Origin of the sequence: Eoetvoesiella sp. (assembly GCF_035555955.1) — a bacterium.
Taxonomy (GTDB): Bacteria; Pseudomonadota; Gammaproteobacteria; order Burkholderiales; family Burkholderiaceae_B; genus Eoetvoesia.
On sequence record NZ_DATMGA010000003.1, the window covers coordinates 30,750 to 49,452 of the forward strand.

At 62.1% G+C, this 18,703-nt stretch carries 19 protein-coding genes; 7 read left to right on the forward strand and 12 right to left on the reverse strand.

Annotated elements, in window-relative coordinates; all coding sequences use genetic code 11:
* Positions 1 to 87: 87 nt before the first annotated feature.
* The 3 genes from VNT00_RS00340 to VNT00_RS00350 form a co-directional block, all read right to left on the reverse strand.
* The gene (locus tag VNT00_RS00340; protein ID WP_325583406.1) at positions 88 to 1,488 is read right to left on the reverse strand and encodes an FAD-binding oxidoreductase; all 1,401 of its coding nucleotides are present in this window, start codon (positions 1,486 to 1,488) and stop codon (positions 88 to 90) included.
* A gap of 83 nt (positions 1,489 to 1,571) precedes the next feature.
* Positions 1,572 to 2,648, reverse strand: coding sequence for a 3-deoxy-7-phosphoheptulonate synthase AroG (gene aroG, locus VNT00_RS00345; RefSeq protein ID WP_325583335.1), 1,077 nt, complete (start codon positions 2,646 to 2,648; stop codon positions 1,572 to 1,574).
* A 281-nt stretch (positions 2,649 to 2,929) separates the two neighbouring features.
* Positions 2,930 to 3,127 (reverse strand): hypothetical protein, encoded by a 198-nt coding sequence (locus VNT00_RS00350; protein ID WP_325583338.1) that lies wholly within the window; start codon positions 3,125 to 3,127, stop codon positions 2,930 to 2,932.
* On the opposite strand from VNT00_RS00350, the gene ehuB reads away from it, so the two are divergent.
* The 4 genes from ehuB (at position 3,106) to ehuA (ending at position 6,271) form a co-directional block, all read left to right on the forward strand.
* Positions 3,106 to 3,972 (forward strand): ectoine/hydroxyectoine ABC transporter substrate-binding protein EhuB, encoded by an 867-nt coding sequence (ehuB, locus tag VNT00_RS00355; RefSeq protein ID WP_325583340.1) that lies wholly within the window; start codon positions 3,106 to 3,108, stop codon positions 3,970 to 3,972. The two genes, VNT00_RS00350 and ehuB, sit on opposite strands and share 22 nt — an antisense overlap.
* A 163-nt stretch (positions 3,973 to 4,135) precedes the next feature.
* Positions 4,136 to 4,807 (forward strand): ectoine/hydroxyectoine ABC transporter permease subunit EhuC, encoded by a 672-nt coding sequence (gene ehuC, locus VNT00_RS00360; protein WP_325583408.1) that lies wholly within the window; start codon positions 4,136 to 4,138, stop codon positions 4,805 to 4,807.
* A 1-nt stretch (position 4,808) separates the two neighbouring features.
* On the forward strand, positions 4,809 to 5,504 hold the full coding sequence (ehuD, locus tag VNT00_RS00365) for an ectoine/hydroxyectoine ABC transporter permease subunit EhuD (RefSeq protein WP_325583342.1): 696 nt from the start codon (positions 4,809 to 4,811) through the stop codon (positions 5,502 to 5,504).
* Entirely contained in the window at positions 5,501 to 6,271 is a 771-nt protein-coding gene (gene ehuA, locus VNT00_RS00370; protein WP_325583344.1) for an ectoine/hydroxyectoine ABC transporter ATP-binding protein EhuA, read from the forward strand. The genes ehuD and ehuA overlap by 4 nt, the downstream gene beginning before the upstream one ends.
* Before the next feature lie 76 nt (positions 6,272 to 6,347).
* On the opposite strand, the gene thpD is transcribed toward ehuA, so the two are convergent.
* From thpD to VNT00_RS00405, 7 genes are all read right to left on the reverse strand, one after another.
* Positions 6,348 to 7,268: an ectoine hydroxylase gene (thpD, locus tag VNT00_RS00375; protein ID WP_325583346.1), complete on the reverse strand. Its 921-nt coding sequence runs from the start codon at positions 7,266 to 7,268 to the stop codon at positions 6,348 to 6,350.
* Between the two features lie 19 nt (positions 7,269 to 7,287).
* Entirely contained in the window at positions 7,288 to 7,683 is a 396-nt protein-coding gene (locus VNT00_RS00380) for an ectoine synthase (RefSeq protein ID WP_325583348.1), read from the reverse strand.
* Positions 7,680 to 8,987 (reverse strand): diaminobutyrate--2-oxoglutarate transaminase, encoded by a 1,308-nt coding sequence (ectB, locus tag VNT00_RS00385; RefSeq protein ID WP_325583410.1) that lies wholly within the window; start codon positions 8,985 to 8,987, stop codon positions 7,680 to 7,682. The genes VNT00_RS00380 and ectB overlap by 4 nt, the downstream gene beginning before the upstream one ends.
* Before the next feature lie 90 nt (positions 8,988 to 9,077).
* Entirely contained in the window at positions 9,078 to 9,545 is a 468-nt protein-coding gene (gene ectA, locus VNT00_RS00390; protein WP_325583350.1) for a diaminobutyrate acetyltransferase, read from the reverse strand.
* An 80-nt stretch (positions 9,546 to 9,625) separates the two neighbouring features.
* Entirely contained in the window at positions 9,626 to 10,165 is a 540-nt protein-coding gene (locus tag VNT00_RS00395) for a MarR family winged helix-turn-helix transcriptional regulator (RefSeq protein ID WP_325583352.1), read from the reverse strand.
* Positions 10,166 to 10,365: 200 nt separating this feature from the next.
* A complete protein-coding gene (gene tldD, locus VNT00_RS00400) occupies positions 10,366 to 11,823 on the reverse strand; it encodes a metalloprotease TldD (RefSeq protein WP_325583354.1) in 1,458 nt (485 codons plus the stop codon).
* A 26-nt stretch (positions 11,824 to 11,849) separates the two neighbouring features.
* Positions 11,850 to 12,668, reverse strand: a complete 819-nt coding sequence (locus tag VNT00_RS00405) for a carbon-nitrogen hydrolase family protein (RefSeq protein WP_325583356.1) — start codon at positions 12,666 to 12,668, stop codon at positions 11,850 to 11,852.
* A gap of 233 nt (positions 12,669 to 12,901) precedes the next feature.
* On the opposite strand from VNT00_RS00405, the gene VNT00_RS00410 reads away from it, so the two are divergent.
* On the forward strand, positions 12,902 to 13,264 hold the full coding sequence (locus VNT00_RS00410; protein ID WP_325583358.1) for an H-NS histone family protein: 363 nt from the start codon (positions 12,902 to 12,904) through the stop codon (positions 13,262 to 13,264).
* Between the two features lie 107 nt (positions 13,265 to 13,371).
* On the opposite strand, the gene VNT00_RS00415 is transcribed toward VNT00_RS00410, so the two are convergent.
* Complete coding sequence (locus VNT00_RS00415; protein ID WP_325583360.1) at positions 13,372 to 14,010, reverse strand: DUF4136 domain-containing protein; 639 nt, start codon at positions 14,008 to 14,010, stop codon at positions 13,372 to 13,374.
* Positions 14,011 to 14,228: 218 nt separating this feature from the next.
* On the opposite strand from VNT00_RS00415, the gene pepN reads away from it, so the two are divergent.
* Both pepN and VNT00_RS00425 read left to right on the forward strand, forming a co-directional pair.
* Positions 14,229 to 16,928, forward strand: coding sequence for an aminopeptidase N (gene pepN / locus VNT00_RS00420; protein WP_325583362.1), 2,700 nt, complete (start codon positions 14,229 to 14,231; stop codon positions 16,926 to 16,928).
* Positions 16,929 to 16,940: 12 nt separating this feature from the next.
* Entirely contained in the window at positions 16,941 to 17,951 is a 1,011-nt protein-coding gene (locus VNT00_RS00425) for a class 1 fructose-bisphosphatase (RefSeq protein ID WP_325583364.1), read from the forward strand.
* Here VNT00_RS00425 and VNT00_RS00430 read toward each other — a convergent pair.
* Complete coding sequence (locus VNT00_RS00430) at positions 17,936 to 18,703, reverse strand: alpha/beta fold hydrolase (RefSeq protein ID WP_325583366.1); 768 nt, start codon at positions 18,701 to 18,703, stop codon at positions 17,936 to 17,938. The genes VNT00_RS00425 and VNT00_RS00430 overlap by 16 nt on opposite strands.

Below are 18,703 nucleotides of genomic sequence, written 5' to 3' on the forward strand. Positions count from 1 at the left end.
CGGATACGCCCCACCCGATTTGCCTGCGGGCGCCCAGGCCCGCAGTGCGCTGCCGCCGCCGGGACGCCGCTTGCGCCCCAGAGCCCCTCAGGCGGGCGGAATGACTTTTCCGGGATTCAGGATGTTGTTGGGGTCGAAAGCCTGCTTGACGGACTGCATGAGATCGAGAGCATCCCGCCCGTGCTCGGCCAGCATGAAGTCCATTTTGTGCAACCCCACGCCGTGCTCGCCGGTGCAGGTTCCGTCCATGGCGATGGCGCGGGCCACGATATTGTGATTGATGCGCTCGGACTCGTCCCATTCCGCCGGATTGTTCGGGTCGAGCATCATCTGCACGTGGAAATTGCCGTCGCCCACATGCCCGACGATAATGTACGGAAAGCTGGCCTGTTCTAGTTCGGCGGCGGTTTCCGAAACGCAGTCGGCCAGCCGTGAAATGGGCACGCACACGTCGGTGGTGTTGGAGCGCGACCCCGGCCGTGTATGCAGGCCGGCGAAATACGCATTGTGCCGGGCCGCCCACAAGCGCGAACGGTCTTCGGGGTGTTCGGCCCATTCGAACGCCATGCCTCCGTTGCCGGCGGTGATTTCCTGCACCGTCTGGGCCTGCTCGCGCACGCCATTGGGACTGCCGTGGAATTCGAACAGCAGCAACGGCGACTCGTGCAGATCGAGCTTGCTGTAGGCATTGATGGCCTTGACGCCGGCCAGGTCCATGAATTCGACGCGCGCCACCGGCACGCCCATTTGTATGATCTCGATGACGCTTTGCACCGCGGCGTGCATGGTGGGGAAATTGCAGACCGCCGCCGAAATGGCCTCGGGCTGGGGATAGAGCCTGACGGTGATCTCGGTGATGATGCCCAGCGTGCCTTCGCTGCCGACGAACAGGCGGGTCAGGTCGTAGCCGGCCGAGGACTTGCGCGCGCGGTTGGCGGTGTGAATGATGCGCCCGTCCGCCAGCACGACCTTGAGGTTCATGACGTTTTCGCGCATGGTGCCGTAGCGCACGGCGTTGGTGCCCGAAGCCCGCGTGGCCGTCATGCCGCCCAGGCTGGCGTCCGCCCCCGGGTCGATGGGGAAGAACAGGCCGGTATCGCGGATTTCGGTGTTGAGCTGCTTGCGGGTAACCCCCGCCTGCACCGTGACGGTGAGATCTTCGGGGTTGACGGCGACGATTTGGTTCATGCCCGACAGATCGAGGCAGATGCCCCCCTGCACGGCCAGGATATGCCCCTCGAGCGATGACCCGGTGCCGTAGGCGATGAGCGGCACCCGATGCTGATGGCAATGCCTGGCCACCCAGGCGACGTCTTCGGTGCTTTGGGCATAGACGACGCCGTCGGGCAAGACGGCCGGATACGCGGATTCGTCGCGGCCGTGGTGCTCGCGCACGCTTTGCGCGGCGGAAAAGCGCTCGCCGAAACGCGCCTTGAGCGCATCGATGAAACCCGCCGGAATGGGACGGGGCCGGGCTTGCAACTGCATTAAGGCATTCAAATGAGACTCCATGACACCACGAAAAAACACGAATGCCGCTGCCCGCGGGACGGCGCCCCGCGAACCGGGCGCTACGCGGCAGCCGGGTGCGCGGCGACCTTGCGGCGGTTCTTTACTGCCTGGGCCAGACGTTCGAGCACTTGAACGGAAGTGTCCCAGTCGATGCAGCCGTCGGTAATGCTTTGGCCATAGACCAGCGGCTGGCCCGCGACGAGGTCCTGGCGGCCGCCCACCAGATGGCTTTCCACCATGACGCCGCAGAGCCGGTTTTCACCGCCTTCGAGCTGGACGGCGATGTCGTCCAGGACCTTGGGCTGGTTGCGGTAGTCTTTATTGCTGTTGGCGTGGCTGGCATCGACCATGAGGCGCTGCGGCAGCCCTGCCTTGGCGAGCGCCTCGCAGGCAGCTTCGACATTGGCGGCATCGTAGTTGGGTACTTTACCGCCGCGCAGGATGACGTGGCAATCATCGTTTCCAACAGTTGACACAATGGCCGAATGCCCGCCCTTGGTAACCGAAAGAAAATGATGGGATTGCGAAGCGGCCTTGATCGCGTCGACGGCGATTTTCACGTTGCCGTCGGTGCCGTTCTTGAAACCCACCGGACACGACAGGCCGGAAGCAAGTTCGCGGTGCACCTGGCTTTCGGTGGTGCGCGCGCCGATGGCACCCCAGGAAACCAGGTCGGCGATGTACTGCGGCGTGATCATGTCAAGGAATTCGCAGCCGGCGGGCAGGCCAAGCTCGTTGATCTGGATGAGCAGCTTGCGTGCGGTGCGCAGCCCCAGGTTGATGTTGAAACTGCCGTCCAGCCCCGGATCGTTGATAAGCCCCTTCCAGCCGACCGTCGTGCGGGGCTTCTCGAAATACACGCGCATGATGATCTCGAGCTCGTCCTTGTACAGGTCGCGCTGCTCTTTGAGGCGGCGGGCGTAGTCCAGGGCGCCTTCCGTGTTATGGATGGAACACGGCCCGATGACGACCACCAGCCGGTCGTCGTTGCCATGCAGAACCTCGTGCACGGCACGGCGCGCCGCGTACACGGTGGAGGAAACCTCGGTAGAGCTGGGGAATTCGCGCATGACGTGCGCGGGAGGGCTGAGTTCTTTGATTTCGCGGATCCGTAAATCGTCAGTATTGTGTGACACGAGTTGCTCCAGGGGTTGATGCCAACTTAGCAAGCAATATAAAAAAAGCCGCCAAGCTACTAAGCTGGCGGCTTTTTGGGAATTTGGCTTTTACTGCGTGCAACGTTTCCCTTCCTCCACCAGCGGTGTTGGAAAAGCAAAATAAAAGAAGTAAACCGAGAAAACGTTGTTCATAGGCAAATCCTAGCACAGTTTTTTCGCCGCGCCAAGAAAAACCGCCCAAAAAGGCCACGGGTGCCCGTTCAAAAGCAACAATCGCGCCCGCGCGCTCCTCCGCACAACTAATTTGAGTTGAAATGATTAATTAGGTTATGATTTTCATACGAATCAATTTCAAGAACACCTTGCCCGTGGCTGGCATTGGCGCCGCCGGCGGCACGCATTACGTTTTCAGCATCCGCCGCATAGCCCGCCTCCCGGCTGAAGAACGGCAACTCCCACCGCAAAAGGACGATCCATGAAAAATCGCTTCCGGACACTCAGGCTTTCCATTCTTGCGCTATGCGCATTGGGCCTGTCGGGCGCCGCCGGCGCGGTCACCCTGAAACAGATCCAGGATCGCGGCGCCGTGCGCATTGCCATCGCCAACGAAATTCCCTACGGCTATGCCAATCTCGACGGCAAGGCCCAGGGCGTCGGGCCCGACGTGGCCAAGCAGGTCATGCAAAAGCTGGGCATCACCAAGATAGAATGGTCGGTCACCAACTTCAGTTCGCTGATCCCGGGCCTGAAGGCGCAACGCTACGACATGGTGGCAGCGGAAATGGCCATCCTCCCGCAGCGTTGCCGCCAGGTGCTGTTCTCCGAGCCAAACAGCTCTTACGGCGAAGGCCTGCTGGTCGCCAAGGGCAATCCCGACAATCGGCACACCTTCCAGGAGTTCGCCAAGGGCGACGGCAAAATCGCCGTCATGGCCGGCGCGGACCAACTGGACATGCTGCGCGCTCTGCATGTTCCGCAAAGCAATATCGTCACGATCGCCAGCAATGCCGACGCGATTTCCACGGTTTCGACCGGCCGCGCCAGCGCCTACGCGGCCACCAGCCTTACCGTCAACCAACTGGCCCAAAAAAGTCAGCGCGTCGAGGCCGCGTCGCCATTCACCGATCCCGTCCTCCATGGACAGCCGGCGCGGAGCTGGGGCGGCTTCGCCTTTGCCAAGAACTCCGGCTCGTTCCAAAAAGCCTTCAACACGGAATTGGCCAAGTTCAAGCAGACCCAGGCGTGGCGCGACATCCTGGCGCGCTACGGATTCAGCGACACCGACATGAAGGCCTCGTTCGAGCGCGGGACGAAACAATTGTGCGCCAGGCAAAACGGTTAGAACCCCTGCCGCACCGATCGGTTTCGGGAACGCGGTTACCAGCAAGCATGCGAAAGGCCGGGCCCAGGCCGTCGTTGCGCCGCGCCGCTCCGGGAGCCGCTACGCCGGCCGGCCCCGATCCCTTCACCCTTGATGCCGCTACGAGCCGGCGGAGTCATGCATGATGGAATGGCTCGACTACCTTCCACCGCTGCTCAAGGGCGCCTGGGTGACGGCGCAGCTTGCCGTGGGTTCCACCGTGCTGGGCGGGCTGCTGGCCTTTGCCTTCGGCATCGGCCAGGTGGCCTCGCGCCGGGCGCTCCGGGCAGCTTCCAAGGCAATCATCGAGTTCTTCCGTGGCACTTCGCTGCTGGTGCAGCTGTTCTGGCTGTACTTCGCCCTGCCGCTGCTGGGCCAGAGCCTGGGCGTGGATCTGCGCCTGCCGCCCGTGGCCGCCGGCGTCCTGGCCTTGAGCCTGAACATCGGCGCCTACGGCGCCGAGGTCGTGCGCGGCGCCCTGCAGGCCGTGCCGCATGAACAGCGCGAAGCCGCCCAGGCCCTGGACTTCACGCCTCGCCAGATACTCTGGCGCATCAGCCTGCCCCAGGCGATTCCCGAAATGCTGCCCAGCTTCGGCAACCTGGCCGTGCAGAACCTGAAGGACACCGCCCTGGTGTCGCTGGTGGGACTGGGCGACCTGGCGCTGCGCGCCGAACAGATACGCAACATCACCCAGGACAACACCACCGTCTATACCCTGCTGCTGCTCATGTACTTCGGTATGGCGCTGGTGGTGACGCTGTTCATGAAGCTGCTGGAGCGTTCGACCGGCCGCTGGCGTTCGGGAGGAGCCTGACATGCTGTTCGGCATGAACTGGAACCTGGACGGCGGCACCTGGGCTTTCGCGTGGTCCATACTGCCCATGCTGCTGCGCGGACTGCTGGTGACCATCCAGGCCACCGTGCTGGGCTTCGTGGTGGCCGCGATACTTGGCCTGGTGCTTGCGGCCCTGAAGGGCTCCAGGCTGCGGCCGGTATCCTGGCTGGCCAGGGCCGTATCCGAATTCATCCGCGACACGCCCCTGCTGGTGCAGCTTTTCTTCCTGTACTACGTGCTGCCGGACTACGGCGTCGTGCTGCCGGCCTTCCTGACCGGCGCCCTGGCGCTTGGCATCCAGTACAGCGCCTATACCTCGGAAGTCTACCGGGCAGGCCTGGAGTCCGTGCTGAAGGGGCAGATCGAAGCCGCGCGCGCACTGGATCTTTCGCCGGCGCGGATATTCGCGGCCATCGTGCTGCCGCAGGCCATTCCCCGCATCATCCCGGCGCTGGGCAACTACCTGATCTCCATCATGAAGGACGTGCCGGTGCTGTCCGTCGTCTCGGTGCTCGAACTGCTGAACGTGGCGAAGATCATCGGCGACCGCACTTTCAACTACCTCGTCCCCCTGACCATGGTGGGCGCCCTGTACCTGATTCTCACCTTGATCGCCTCGGCGGGCGTGCGCTACCTGGATGCTCGCCTGCCCAGGCAAGGACTGCCTTTGCGATGAACGAACCCATCATCAAATTCGACCGAGTCACCAAGCGCTTCGGCCAGGCCACCGTTCTGGACGAGTTGGATTTCGAGGTCGAGCCGGGCGAGAAGGTCACCATCATCGGCCCGTCGGGCTCCGGGAAGTCTACGGTGCTGCGCATCCTGATGACCCTGGAGCACATCGACTCGGGCGTCATCACGGTTGCCGGAACGCCCTTGTGGCACGAGCGCCGCGGCGACCGGCTGGTGGCGGCGGGCGAGCCGCACCTGCGCGAAATGCGCAAGCAGATGGGCATGGTTTTCCAGCAGTTCAATCTTTTCCCGCATATGACGGTGCTGCGCAATATCACCGAGGCGCCCGTGCACGTGCTGGGCCTGTCCAAGCCCGAGGCCCGCAAGCGCGCGATGGAATACCTGGAACTGGTGGGCCTGGCAGACCACGCCGGCAAGTTTCCCCGCCAGTTGTCCGGCGGCCAGCAGCAACGGGTGGCCATCGCCCGCGCGCTGGCCATGCGGCCGCGCATCATGCTGTTCGACGAACCCACGTCGGCGCTCGACCCGGAACTGGTCGGCGAAGTCCTGAACGTGATGACGCGCCTGGCGCAGGAAAGCGAATTGACCATGCTGCTGGTGACGCACGAAATGCAGTTCGCCAAGCAGATCTCCGACCGCGTCTGCTTTTTCGACAAGGGAGCCATCGTGGAGCAAGGGTCGCCCGAGGCCTTGTTCGGCTCCCCCCGGGAAGCCCGCACACAGGAGTTCCTGAAGGGCGTCGCGTTTTAGTCAAGGCGCCGGGCGCAGCGCGTATATCGATACGCGCTGCGCCCGGCAACGCGGAGCGGCGAGCGTTGGCAACGCCCTAGTCCACCACCGCCGCATCCTGCGGTTCAAGCCGTTCGATGCGTTCGCGCGCGGCGATATAGTCCGGGCGCGGGGCAAGGCCGTACTTGGGCTGCTCGAGCACATTCTCCATGCTGTTGTACACCATGAAGACATTGGCCCGCGGCCACGGAGAGATATTGCCGGTGGAGCCGTGCATGGTGTTGCAATCGAAGAACACCACCGATCCCGCCTTGGCGGTCATGGAGCGTATGCCCCCCTTCTCGACCAGCAACTGCAGGCTGACGGGGTCGGGCACGCCGTACTCCTGCTTGCGCAGCGATTCTTTGTAATGCTGGTCCGGCGTGGTTCCCTGGCACGAGATGAACTGCATCTGCGAGCCCGGAATCAGCATCAGCGGACCGTTGCACTCGTTGTTGTCGGTGAGCAGCACCGAGCAGCTCAGCGCCCGCATCGCCGGCATGCCGTCCTCGACGTGCCAGGTTTCGAAGTCGGAATGCCAATAAAACTCCTTGCCCTTGAAGCCCGGTTTCATATTGACGCGAGACTGATGGATATAGACTTCGGAGCCCAGTATCTGCCGCGCCACGTGCAGCAGGCGCGGATCCCTGGCCAAAGCGGCGATTCGGCCGCTTAGCTCATGCACCCGGAAGATCGACCGCACGGCATCGCTGCCCGGCTCGCGAATGGCTTCGTCGCGGCCGGCGATGGCGGGGTCGGCGCTCATGCGCCGCAGCTCATCCAGCAACGCCGCCGTTTCCTGCGTATTGAATACATCCTCGAGAAGAATGAACCCATCCTGCTGGTAATCGGCGATCTGGCCTTGCGTCAGCGCCCGGGCATAGTCGCCCGAACCGTACACGACGGGATCACGCCGCGCAATAATGGCCGACCCACGATCCGTGCGGGATGCATAAAGGTCTCTCATGGAATTGGCCATGATGTCCTCCTGTAAAAATTCAAGCGTCGCTGGCCACGGCCGGATAGACGCCTTTGTCGTCATGCACTTCCATGCCCGTCAGCGGCGGATTGAACACGCAGATGACGCGCAGCGGCTTGCTGCCGCCCCGCAACCAGTGCTCGTCGTGCTCGTTCAGCGCATAAACCACGCCTGGACCCAGCGCGTACTTCTTGCCGTCCGCGATGGTTTCCACCTCGCCGTCGCCCTCGATGCACCAGACGGCCTCGAGGTGATGCTGGTAATGAATATGGGTTTCCGTGCCGGGAAAAATCACGGTCTCGTGAAAGGAAAAGCCCATGCCGTCCTTTTGCAGCAGGACGCGGCGACTAAGCCAATTCTCGGTCTTGACCTCGTATTCGGTGCCGATTACATCGTTTACGTTTTTCACTATCATCGACGCTTTCCTCCAAATTTCAATACATGCGCGCTGGCGCCCTTGGCCGCAAGGACCTCGCCCACGCTGCGTTCGATTATTTCCAGTCCGGACTTCAGTTGCTCGTCGCCGATCGTCAAGGCCGGCAAGACCTTCAGCACCTCGTCGTTCGCGCCGGAAGTCTCGATGACCAGCCCGTGCTCGAATGCCTTGCGGGCGATCTGGTTGGCAATATCCTCGCCGGCCGGAGTCGACAACCCCTGGATCAAGCCTCGTCCACGCACGCTAAGGCCGGCGCCCCGGTAGCTGTGGGCCAGGTTTTCCAGCCAGTCGCGCACCAATTCCTCTTTGCGCTGGATCTCCTCCGAAAAGGCCGGCGTCGCCCAATAGCTGTCGAGCGCCTGGGCCGCCGTGACGAAGGCCAGGTTGTTGCCCCGGAAGGTGCCGCTGTGGGCGCCCGGCTTCCAGACGTCGAGCTCGGGCTTCATCAGCACCAGCGACATCGGCAGGCCGAAGCCCGATAGCGACTTGGACAAGGTAATGATGTCGGGCCGGATGCCGGCCGACTCGAAGCTGAAGAAGTTGCCCGTCCGGCCGCAGCCTACCTGTATGTCGTCGACGATGAGCAGCATGCCGTATTGGTGGCACACGCGCTCGAGATCCTTGAGCCAGCGCCGCGTCGCCACGTTGACGCCGCCCTCGCCCTGCACTGTCTCGACGATGACGGCGGCCGGGCTGTCCAGGCCACTGCTGGGGTCGTCGAGCAGGCGCTCGAGGTAGGCGATGGTGTTGACGTCGGGCCCCATATAGCCGTCATAAGGCATGAAGGTGGTGTTGCCCAGCGCCACGCCCGCCGCATCGCGGAACTTGGCATTGGCGGTGACGGCCAGCGAACCGCCGCTCACGCCATGGAAGCCATGCGTGAACGAGATCACGTTTTGCCGGCCCGTGACCTGGCGCGCCAGCTTGAGCGCGGCCTCGACGGCATTCGTGCCGGTGGGCCCGGTGAACTGCAGCTTGTACTGCCAGCTGCGCGGCTTGAGCAGCACGCGCTCCACCGTTTCCATGAAATACCGCTTGGCGCCCGTGGCCATGTCCAGGCCGTGCACCACCCCGTCGGTATTCAGATAATCGATCAGTTTTTCCTTGAGCACGGGATTGTTGTGGCCGTAATTGAGCGTTCCGGCCCCCGCGAAGAAATCAATGTATTCCTTGCCTGCCTCATCGATCAGCACAGAGCCCTTGGCCTGGCTGAACACAACCGGGAACGACCGGACGTAGCCCCGTACTTCCGACTCCATCCGGTCAAAAATTTTTAAGTCCATCATTTTGCGTCCTCTCTCGTGGTTATGGCGGGGTCAATACCCTGCATGGCAGGATCCAACCCGGCCTGCGCGACTAAAAAGCAGATTGGCTCAGAACGGCCCGATGCGTATCAGGCGTTCGTCGTCGTGGGCGGCCGGCCCGAAAAGGCTGCGGTCGAACAGCAGGCTTTCGTGCACCGGGGCGCCGAGGCGCCGGGCAAGGCTCAGGAACATATTGCGCGACGGCGCATTGCCCGGCCCCACGGTGGTTTCAACATAGCGGGCCGGTTTTGCCGATGAACCGGCAAGCAGGCTGCTCAGCAAATGGCTTCCCAAGCCGGTTCCCCGGGCGCGCTCGTGCACGGCGACCTGCCATACGAAAAGCACGTCGGGGGTCTTGGGGGGAAAGTAGGCGGATACGTAGCCGTCGATCTGGCCGGCCTTTGACGCGATCAGGCAGGTATCCGAAAAATGCTCGCTAAGCAGCAAATAGGTGTAGACGGAATTGAGGTCCAGCGGCGGGCACTGCCGGATGAGCGCGTGGATCTCGCAGGCGTCCGCGCGCCGGGGATTGCGCACCAGGACGCCGGATAAGTCTCGATCGTGTGCCGATGCGTGTGTGGATGATTCTGGTGAAGAGGATGTCTCGGTATATTCAGTCAAACCACCAATCCCGATTCTGGCGGCACAATGCCATCGGGAACCTCGAGAATCGGCGAGACGGGCTCTTCGTGCCCTTCCGTCACGCCATTGGTTTCAATGAGGCCGACGATACGCTCCAGCGACAATGTGATCGTGGCCTGCTCCAGCTCGGGCAGGTCGTTCAGGGCATCGGCCAGTTTTTTCTGCAGTGGCGAAGGCGTGGCCCGCGCCAGCGCAACGCCGTCTTCCGTGGCGGAAACAAACACAATGCGGCGATCCTCGCGCCCCCGTTCGCGCCGCACCAGCCCCTTGTCCTCGAGCCGATCGAGTATGCCGACCACCGTGCTGGGGCTGACATGCATTTCGCGGCTGATGGCCGTGGCCGTAATGGGCACTTCGTTGTCGATGACCGCCCTCAGGCAGATAAGCTGGGGGGCCGTGATGTTGCTGCAGGCCGCCAGTTGGCGCGAATGCAGGGCGATGAGCCGGGTAATCCGCCGCAAGGCCCGCAAGATGCGCAAATCGTACGCCTGGGTGTTTCCTGAAGAATCATTCATGGTAAGAACAAATTCAGTTAAATTGATTTCAACTGAAATCATATGCGCATGAATCAATACTGTCAACCCGAACCCCAAAATGAAACTGCGCTCCAGGACCCGGGAGCCGACCCGGATTCTGGAGCGCAGTTTCATTGACCATATGGCGCCGCGACGGCGCGGCGGGCAGCCCTTTAGGGCCTGTTAAGCGTCAACAGGCCCTAAGCCGTGCCCCCCACCGTCAGACCATCCATCCGGATGGTTGGCATGCCCACCCCGACGGGCACGCTCTGGCCTTCCTTGCCGCAGGTTCCAACGCCCGAGTCCAGCTGCAGGTCGTTGCCTATCATGCTTACCCGGGTCATGGCGTCCGGCCCGTTGCCGATCAGCGTCGCGCCCTTTACCGGGTAGGTGACCTTGCCGTTTTCGATCATGTAGGCCTCGGATGCCGAAAACACGAACTTGCCGCTGGTGATGTCGACCTGCCCGCCGCCGAAGTTGACGGCATAAAGCCCCCTCTTGACCGAGGCCAGGATTTCCTCGGGCTCGTCCTTGCCGGCCAGCATGTAGGTGTTCGTCATGCGCGGCATGGGCAGGTGCGCAAACGACTCGCGCCGGCCGTTGCCGGTTACCGAGGTCTTCATCAGGCGCGCGTTCAGGGAGTCCTGCATATACCCCTTGAGAACGCCGTCCTCGATCAGGACGTTGCGCTGCGTGGCGTTGCCCTCGTCGTCGATGTTCAGCGAGCCGCGGCGATCGGCCAGCGTACCGTCGTCGACCACCGTAACCCCCTTGGACGCCACACGCTCGCCGATACGTCCGGCAAACACGCTGGAACCTTTGCGGTTGAAATCGCCCTCGAGCCCGTGGCCCACGGCTTCGTGCAGCAGAATGCCTGGCCAGCCCGAACCCAGCACCACCGTCATCTCGCCCGCGGGCGCGGGACGCGCTTCGAGGTTGACCAGGGCCTCGTGCGTGGCGTGCCGCACATAGGAGCGCAGGACATCGTCGGTGAAGTAGGCCAGGCCTGTGCGCCCGCCGCCTCCGCCATGGCCCATTTCGCGGCGGCCATTGCGTTCAGCGATTACCGTGAGAGACATGCGCACCAATGGGCGCACGTCGGCCGCCAGCCGGCCATCGCTGCCGGCCACCAGCACCACGTCGTATTCCATGCCCAGTCCCGCCATCACCTGGATGACATGGGGGTCGGCGGCCCGCGCCATGGCTTCCACCCGCTCGAGCAGCGCCACTTTTTCGGGCGCCGGCAGGGTGTTGAGAGGGTCGATGGCCGGATACAGGCCATGGCCGGCGGCGTCATTCGGCGTCACGATTTTTTGACGCCCCGCCCCCTGGCGCCCGATGGTGCGCACGGCGCGCGCCGACGACAGCAGGGCATCGGCGGACAACGTGTCGGAATAGGCGAACGCGGTTTTCTCGCCGCTGAGCGCTCGCACGCCGACACCCTGGCCTATGGAAAAGCTGCCCGTCTTGACGATGCCCTCTTCGAGGCTCCAGCCCTCGCTGCGCGTATATTGGAAATACAAATCCGCGTAATCGACCTTATGGGTAAAGATCTCGCCCAGCGCGCGGGCCATGTCGGATTCCGTCAGCCCCCAGGGATCGAGCAAGACCGATTTGGCCGTGGCCAGGGCGTTAATGGAAGGATCTGCGATTTTCATAAATAACCATACCGTATTGAACGTGTTTACATCGTGCGGTGCTTCAGGGCCGGCAAGGACTGGCGCACGTCTGCCAAGCGCTGCTGATTGACATTGCCCGCCACGAAGCCCGGGCCTTCCTCAAGGCTGGAGACAATATCGCCCCATGGATCAATTAGAACAGAATGTCCCCAGGTCCGCCGGCCGTTTTCATGCTTGCCGCCTTGCGCCGACGCCAATACATAGCACTGGTTCTCGATGGCCCGCGCCCGCAGCAAGATCTCCCAGTGCGCGGACCCCGTGGTGTAGGTGAACGCGGCCGGCAGAATGATGAGGCTGACTTCGCCAAAAGCCCTGAACAGCTCCGGAAAGCGCAGGTCGTAGCAGATGGACAGGCCCGTTCTTCCGCAAGGCGAGTCGAAAACCTGGGGGGCGTTTTCGCCCGGACGGATGGACACCGACTCGTCGTACGACTCGTCGCCCTTTTTAAAGCCGAACAAGTGGATCTTGTCGTAGCGGGCCGCCTGGCTGCCATCAGGCGCATACACCAGGCTTGTGTTGTAGATGCGGCCGGAATCGGGGCTTTCAATAGGCAAGGTGCCGCCCACCAGCCACACGGCATGGCGCCGGGCCTGTTCGCCCAGGAAATCCTGGATGGGGCCTTGCCCCGGGGACTCGCGCATTTCGACCTTGTCGCGATCGCGCCGCCCCATCAGGCAGAAATACTCGGGCAGCGCAATCAGCCCGGCGCCATCGGCGGCCGCTTCGGCGATGAGGCCGGCGGCCTGCTCCAGATTGGGCTCGAGGGAAGCAAATGAAACAGTTTGAACGGCGGCAACGCGAAAATCATCCTTGATGGCTGTCATGGCTTTTATTTTTCAATATCAATGTCGTTGATCGGATTCTGTATTTGACGGCTTCTGCATTCAACTGAAATAATAAATTTTCGATATTCAAATATATGCGAAACAAAAGTCGGTTATATTCTGGTTTTGTGTAATAACATCCGGAAATGCTCTGCGAATATGCGCAGTCGGCATATTCGAAACCCGCATTCCCCCCCATTACTGCTCATCCATTCCTATTCCAGGAGCAACGAATGACGCGTGACAATTACGCCGCACTTCAATCGAAAATCGAAAAAGAAATCAACCGCCTCCAGAAACAGGCCCAGGCCCTTCAGGCCAAACGGCGCAATCCCGTTATCGCATCCATTATCCAGTCGATGCGCGAATATAATATAACCCCCGCCGAACTGGCCGCAGCCTTAAATAAAAAAAGCGCAGCCAGCGCACAAAAAAACAAAAACGGCGGCGCAGCCAAAACAACCCGCACCGTACCGCCCAAATATCGCAACCCCGAATCGGGAGAAACCTGGACCGGCCGCGGCAAACCGCCCCGCTGGGTTTCCACTGCCGAAGCCCAGGGAAAAAGCCGCGACAGTTTTCTTATTGCCAATTAACCCTCGGAACGAACCTGCCATAAACACAGTGCGGCTGCGCAGCGGCTCTGGACAACCCAGAACCGCTTCTGCCGCAGTCGGCGCCCAGCCGCCGGAAAGGCCGGCCGTCAATGCTGCCTTTCGTAGCTTATGACACGCACCTGCCCGTTGTTTCCGGGAAAACCGTCGAACACGGCGCGCGCCAGATAAGGCATGACGGCGGGCAGGTTGTCGTGGTCGGACGTGCTGACCGCGCTGGATCGATACACCTCGGCATTCTTGCGGGCATTATCCGTGATAATTACCGTAAGGGTGTTTTTATATACTTGGACGGGCACGCTCACGACGGGCGGCGCATAATAAAACCCTCCGCCCCAGCCCCAGCCCGGATATCCGCCCCAACGGCCGTAACCATTATAAAAATACGGGTCGGCATATTGCTGCACCCAGGCCTGGTTTATTGGATTGCCATATTCGAAAGAAACCGTGAACCGCGCTTTCTGGCCCGCCGCGGCCTCGACCAGGCCGGTGCGGCCGATATTGGCGCGTATCATGTCGGCAAAGGTTTCATATTCGAGATTGCCGGCTTTTTCCTGTTGCGAAACAAGGTGATACGTCTTGCCGGCCGCGTCCGGCGGCCATTGCTCGTAGCTGGTCACCCGGGCGGACCAAGTGGGCGCTGCGCAACTGGCCAATAGCGCCAGACTTGCCAGCGCAAGCCCGGCCCGCCACCGGGAATCCCATAATTGCCCGAAACGTTGAAACATAAGAGCTCCTGCGCTTGTGTAATAAGACATGAAACGTGATGCAAATTCACAGCATGTCCGGAAAACCCGCAACCTATTTTGTAGAAGGCCACCCAAGTAAGACCGTTCTGCCAAGGCAAGGTTGCATTATCCCAGTAAAAATCGGCGCGCAGCGCAAACATTGTCATGCAAACATTACAATAGACTTCATTCTTCCCCGAACTGATCAGGTTTTCGCCATGCGTACCGATGCCGTACCCACCATTTCCCGCCACGACTACCAGCCATACCCCTACCGCCTCCCCCAGGTCGAGCTGTTTTTCGACCTGGACGAGAAGCAGACGCGTGTCCGGACCGAGCTTTCCTTCGAGCGCGCCACCGCCGAAAACCAGCCCCTGGTGCTGAACGGGCAAGACCTGGTCCTGGAATCCGTCGCCCTGGACGGACGCGCTCTGGCGGCCGGCGAATACCAGCTCAACGATGAAACCCTCACCGTATTTCCCACCGCCGCCGCCTTCACGCTAAGCATCGTCAGCCTGTGCCGGCCAGCCGACAACTCCACGCTGATGGGGCTGTACGTTTCGGGCGGCAATTTGTTCACGCAGTGCGAGGCCGAGGGCTTTCGCCGCATCACCTGGTTTCCCGACCGTCCCGACGTCATGTCGCGCTACCGCGTCACGCTCAGGGGCGACAAGTCCCGCTACCCTTTGCTGCTGTCCAACGGCAACCTGCTGGAAAGCCGCGAACTGCCCGGCGGCGCGCATGAGGCGCATTGGGAAGACCCCCACCCCAAGCCCTGCTACCTGTTCGCCCTGGTGGCCGGCGACTTCAGTTGCCGCGAACTGTCCACCAGCACAGCCAGCGGACGAAATGTCCTGCTTCAGGTATACAGCGACCGGGGTTCCGAAGGCAAAACCGCCTGGGCGCTGGACAGCCTTGCGCGCGCCGTCAAATGGGATGAAACCCGCTTCGGGCTGGAACTGGACCTGGATCGCTTCATGGTGGTGGCAGCGCGGGACTTCAATATGGGGGCCATGGAAAACAAGGGCCTCAACATCTTCAATTCCTCGTATGTGCTGGCCGACCCCGATTCGGCCACCGATGCCAGCTTCCATGCCATCGAGGGCGTCATCGGGCACGAGTACTTCCACAACTGGACCGGCAACCGCGTAACCTGCCGCGACTGGTTCCAGCTTTCGCTCAAGGAAGGCCTTACGGTATTTCGCGACCAGGAATTCTCGGCCGACATGCAGGCGCGGGGGCTGCCCGCCGCCGAGGCCGCCAGCGCACGCGCCGTCAAGCGCATCGACGACGTCAGCGTGCTGCGCTCGGCGCAGTTCCCCGAAGACGCCGGCCCCATGGCCCACCCCATCCGGCCCGAAAGCTACCAGGAAATCGGCAACTTCTACACTGCAACCGTGTATGAAAAAGGCGCCGAGGTCATACGCATGCAGCACACCCTGCTGGGCGAAGACGGTTTCCGGGCGGGCATGGATGAATACTTTCGCCGCCACGACGGCAGCGCCGTCACCTGCGACGACTTCGTCAACGCCATGGAATCGGTCTACAGCAAGCGCAATCCTGGCAAAAACCTTGGCGTCTTCCGGCAATGGTATTCGCAGGCCGGAACGCCCCGCGTCAAGGTCGAGCTCGACTACGACGCCGCCGCGCAATCGTGCCGCATCACACTGTCGCAGCATTGCGATCCGGTCGGCATCGAAAAACTGCGCGAGCCGCCCGCCGCCAAGCCGCCCCTGCTGATTCCATTCGCCATAGGCCTGCTCGACCAGCAAGGCAACCCCATCCAGCTCGAGCTCGACGGCAAGGCGCAGGACACGGCCGTGCTGGAGTTCGACCAGGCAAGGCAAAGCTGGACGTTCCCCGGCATACCCGGCCAGCCCGTCCCCTCGCTGCTGCGCAATTTCTCGGCGCCGGTCATCGTCGAATACGACTACACCAGCGCCCAGCTGAATCTGCTCGCCCGGCACGACCCCGACCCTTTCGCCCGCTGGGAAGCCGGCCAGGAGCTGGCCACCCGCCAATTGCTCAAGATCATCGCGGCAATCCAGGCCAAGGCCGCGCCAGGCGTCGACCAGGATTTCATCGACGCCTGGCGCGCGGTGCTGCAAGATACCCAGCTAACCCCCGCCTACCGTACCCGCGCACTGACCTTGCCCGGCGAAAAAATCCTCATGGAAAAAACCGCCCCCATGGACCCGGTTGCCGTGGCCGAAGCGCGCCGGTATTTGCGCGAAGCCCTCGGCCAGGCCTTGGCGCCGCTATGGCTCGACGCGTACCGTTCCGCCAGCGACCCCGACAGCCAGGCGCCCTACACGCCCGATGCGCTGTCGTCGGGGCGCCGCGCGCTCAAGAACCTGGGGCTCGCCTACCTCATGGCCGGCAAGCATCCTCATGCCCAGGACATGGCTCTCAAGCAGTTCCGCGAAGCCCGCAACATGACGGACCGCATGGGCGGGCTTTCAGCCCTGGTTCATTACGGCGACGCCGCCGCCAGCGCCCAGGCCCTGGCCGACTTCTACGGGCAATGGCAACATGACCCCCTGGTGGTCGACCGCTGGTTCACGCTTCAGGCCACCGCCCCCGCAACGCATGTTGCCACGGTGCGCGCGCTCATGGCTCACCCTGCGTTCACTTTGCGCAATCCCAACCGCGCGCGCTCGCTTATTTTCCAGTTCTGCATGAACAACCTGTCGAACGCGCACTCGCCCGAGGGCTACGAGTTCTGGGCGGACCAGGTCATCGCCTTGAACGACCTCAACCCCGAAATCGCGGCGCGCCTCGCACGCGCCTACGACAACTGGTCGCGCTATATTCCTGCCAACCGCGATGCCATCAGGCAAAGCTACGAACGCATCCAACAACATCCTTCGCTCTCGCGCAATGTCGCCGAGATCGTGACCAAAGCCTTAAAAGTCTAGCCGGAGCCCAACTTGAAACGTAAAACACTTACTCAGTACCTGGTTGAACAACAACGCAGCGGCCAGGCCGTCACGGCCGAACTGCGGCTGCTCATCGAAACCGTCGCGCGCGCGTGCAAAGCTATTGGACACGCCGTCGGCAAAGGCGCCCTGGGCGGGGTGCTGGGCAGCCTGGAAACCGAGAACGTGCAGGGCGAGGTTCAGAAAAAGCTGGATGTGCTGTCCAACGAAATCCTGCTCGAAGCCAACGAATGGGGCGGCAACCTGATGGCCATGGCTTCCGAGGAAATGGAAACCATACACCGCATTCCCAATGAATACCCGAAGGGCGGCTACCTGCTGCTGTTCGACCCCCTGGACGGCTCTTCGAACATCGACGTAAACGTTTCCATCGGCACTATCTTCTCGGTATTGCGCGCCCCCGAGGCCGCCAAAACGCGCGAGGTCGAAGAAGCCGACTTCCTGCAGCCGGGCACGCAGCAAGTGGCCGCCGGCTATGCCGTCTATGGGCCGCAAAGCATGCTGGTTCTGACAGTGGGCTCGGGCGTGGCGGGCTTTACGCTGGACCGCGAAATGGGCACCTGGGTCATGACCGCCGAAAACATGGCCATTCCCGAAGACACCAGCGAATTCGCCATCAATATGTCCAACATGCGGCACTGGGAAGAGCCTGTCAAGCGCTATATCGACGACTGCCTGGCCGGTGAAACCGGCCCTCTGGGCAAGAACTACAACATGCGCTGGATCGCCTCCATGGTGGCCGACGTGCATCGCATCATGACGCGCGGCGGCATCTTCATGTACCCGCGCGACCAGCGCGCCTCGGGCAAAAAAGGCAAGCTGCGCCTCATGTACGAAGCCAACCCTATGAGCTTCATAGTAGAACAGGCCGGCGGCGCCTCCATCGACGGCGACCAACGCATCCTCGACACCCAGCCCTCGGCCCTGCACCAGCGCATCGGCGTGGTGCTGGGCTCGAAAAACGAAGTCGAGCGCGTGCGGCGCTATCACCAGGAAGATTGACGCTCCCGGCCTCGAAGAAACTCCTGCACAACCCGGGCAAACTCGTCGGGCTGTTCGATATGCGGGGCATGCCCCGCATTCGGTATGGTATGCAGGCTCGCGCACGATAATGAATCCGCCAGAGTTTGCGAAACAGCGGCTCCGGTTACCTGATCATCCTCACCGCATAGAACGAGCGTCGGTGCCTGGATCGATGCAAGCCAAGGCCTGGCGTCCGTAGCGGCAATGGTTTTGGCAACCGCCATATACCCATCGGGACGCGCGCGGCGCATATGCCGTGCTATTTCCTCGACGATTTGCGTCGATGCGCCTGGGGCCGCAATCTCGGCGGCCCTTTGCATGCTTATCGTTTGAAGGCTTTGCGACAAGCCAAGCCGTCCTTGCAGCCATTTCTCTCGTTCGCGGTCGGCCAAATAGGCCCGGCCTAGGGTCGCATCCGCGAGCACCAGCGAACGCACCAGCCGAGGATGATAATGGGCCAAGGCAAGCGCGAGCAGGGCTCCGAACGAAACGCCAAGCACATGCGAAGGCTCTTCGTCCAGCAAGTCCACCACGGCATCCAGGATGGGCGTCAGCCCCTCGCCAACGGGAGAAGGAGAATCGCCATAACCCGGCAAATCAGGTGCGAGGCAGGTGAAATCCGCAGCCAGCCTTGCCATTTGTTTGTCCCAGGCCGTCGCGCTCGCGCCGATGCCATGCAGCAAAAGAAGCCGCGGTCCGCGCCCAGCACGCAGAGCATGCAGTTTTGTCAT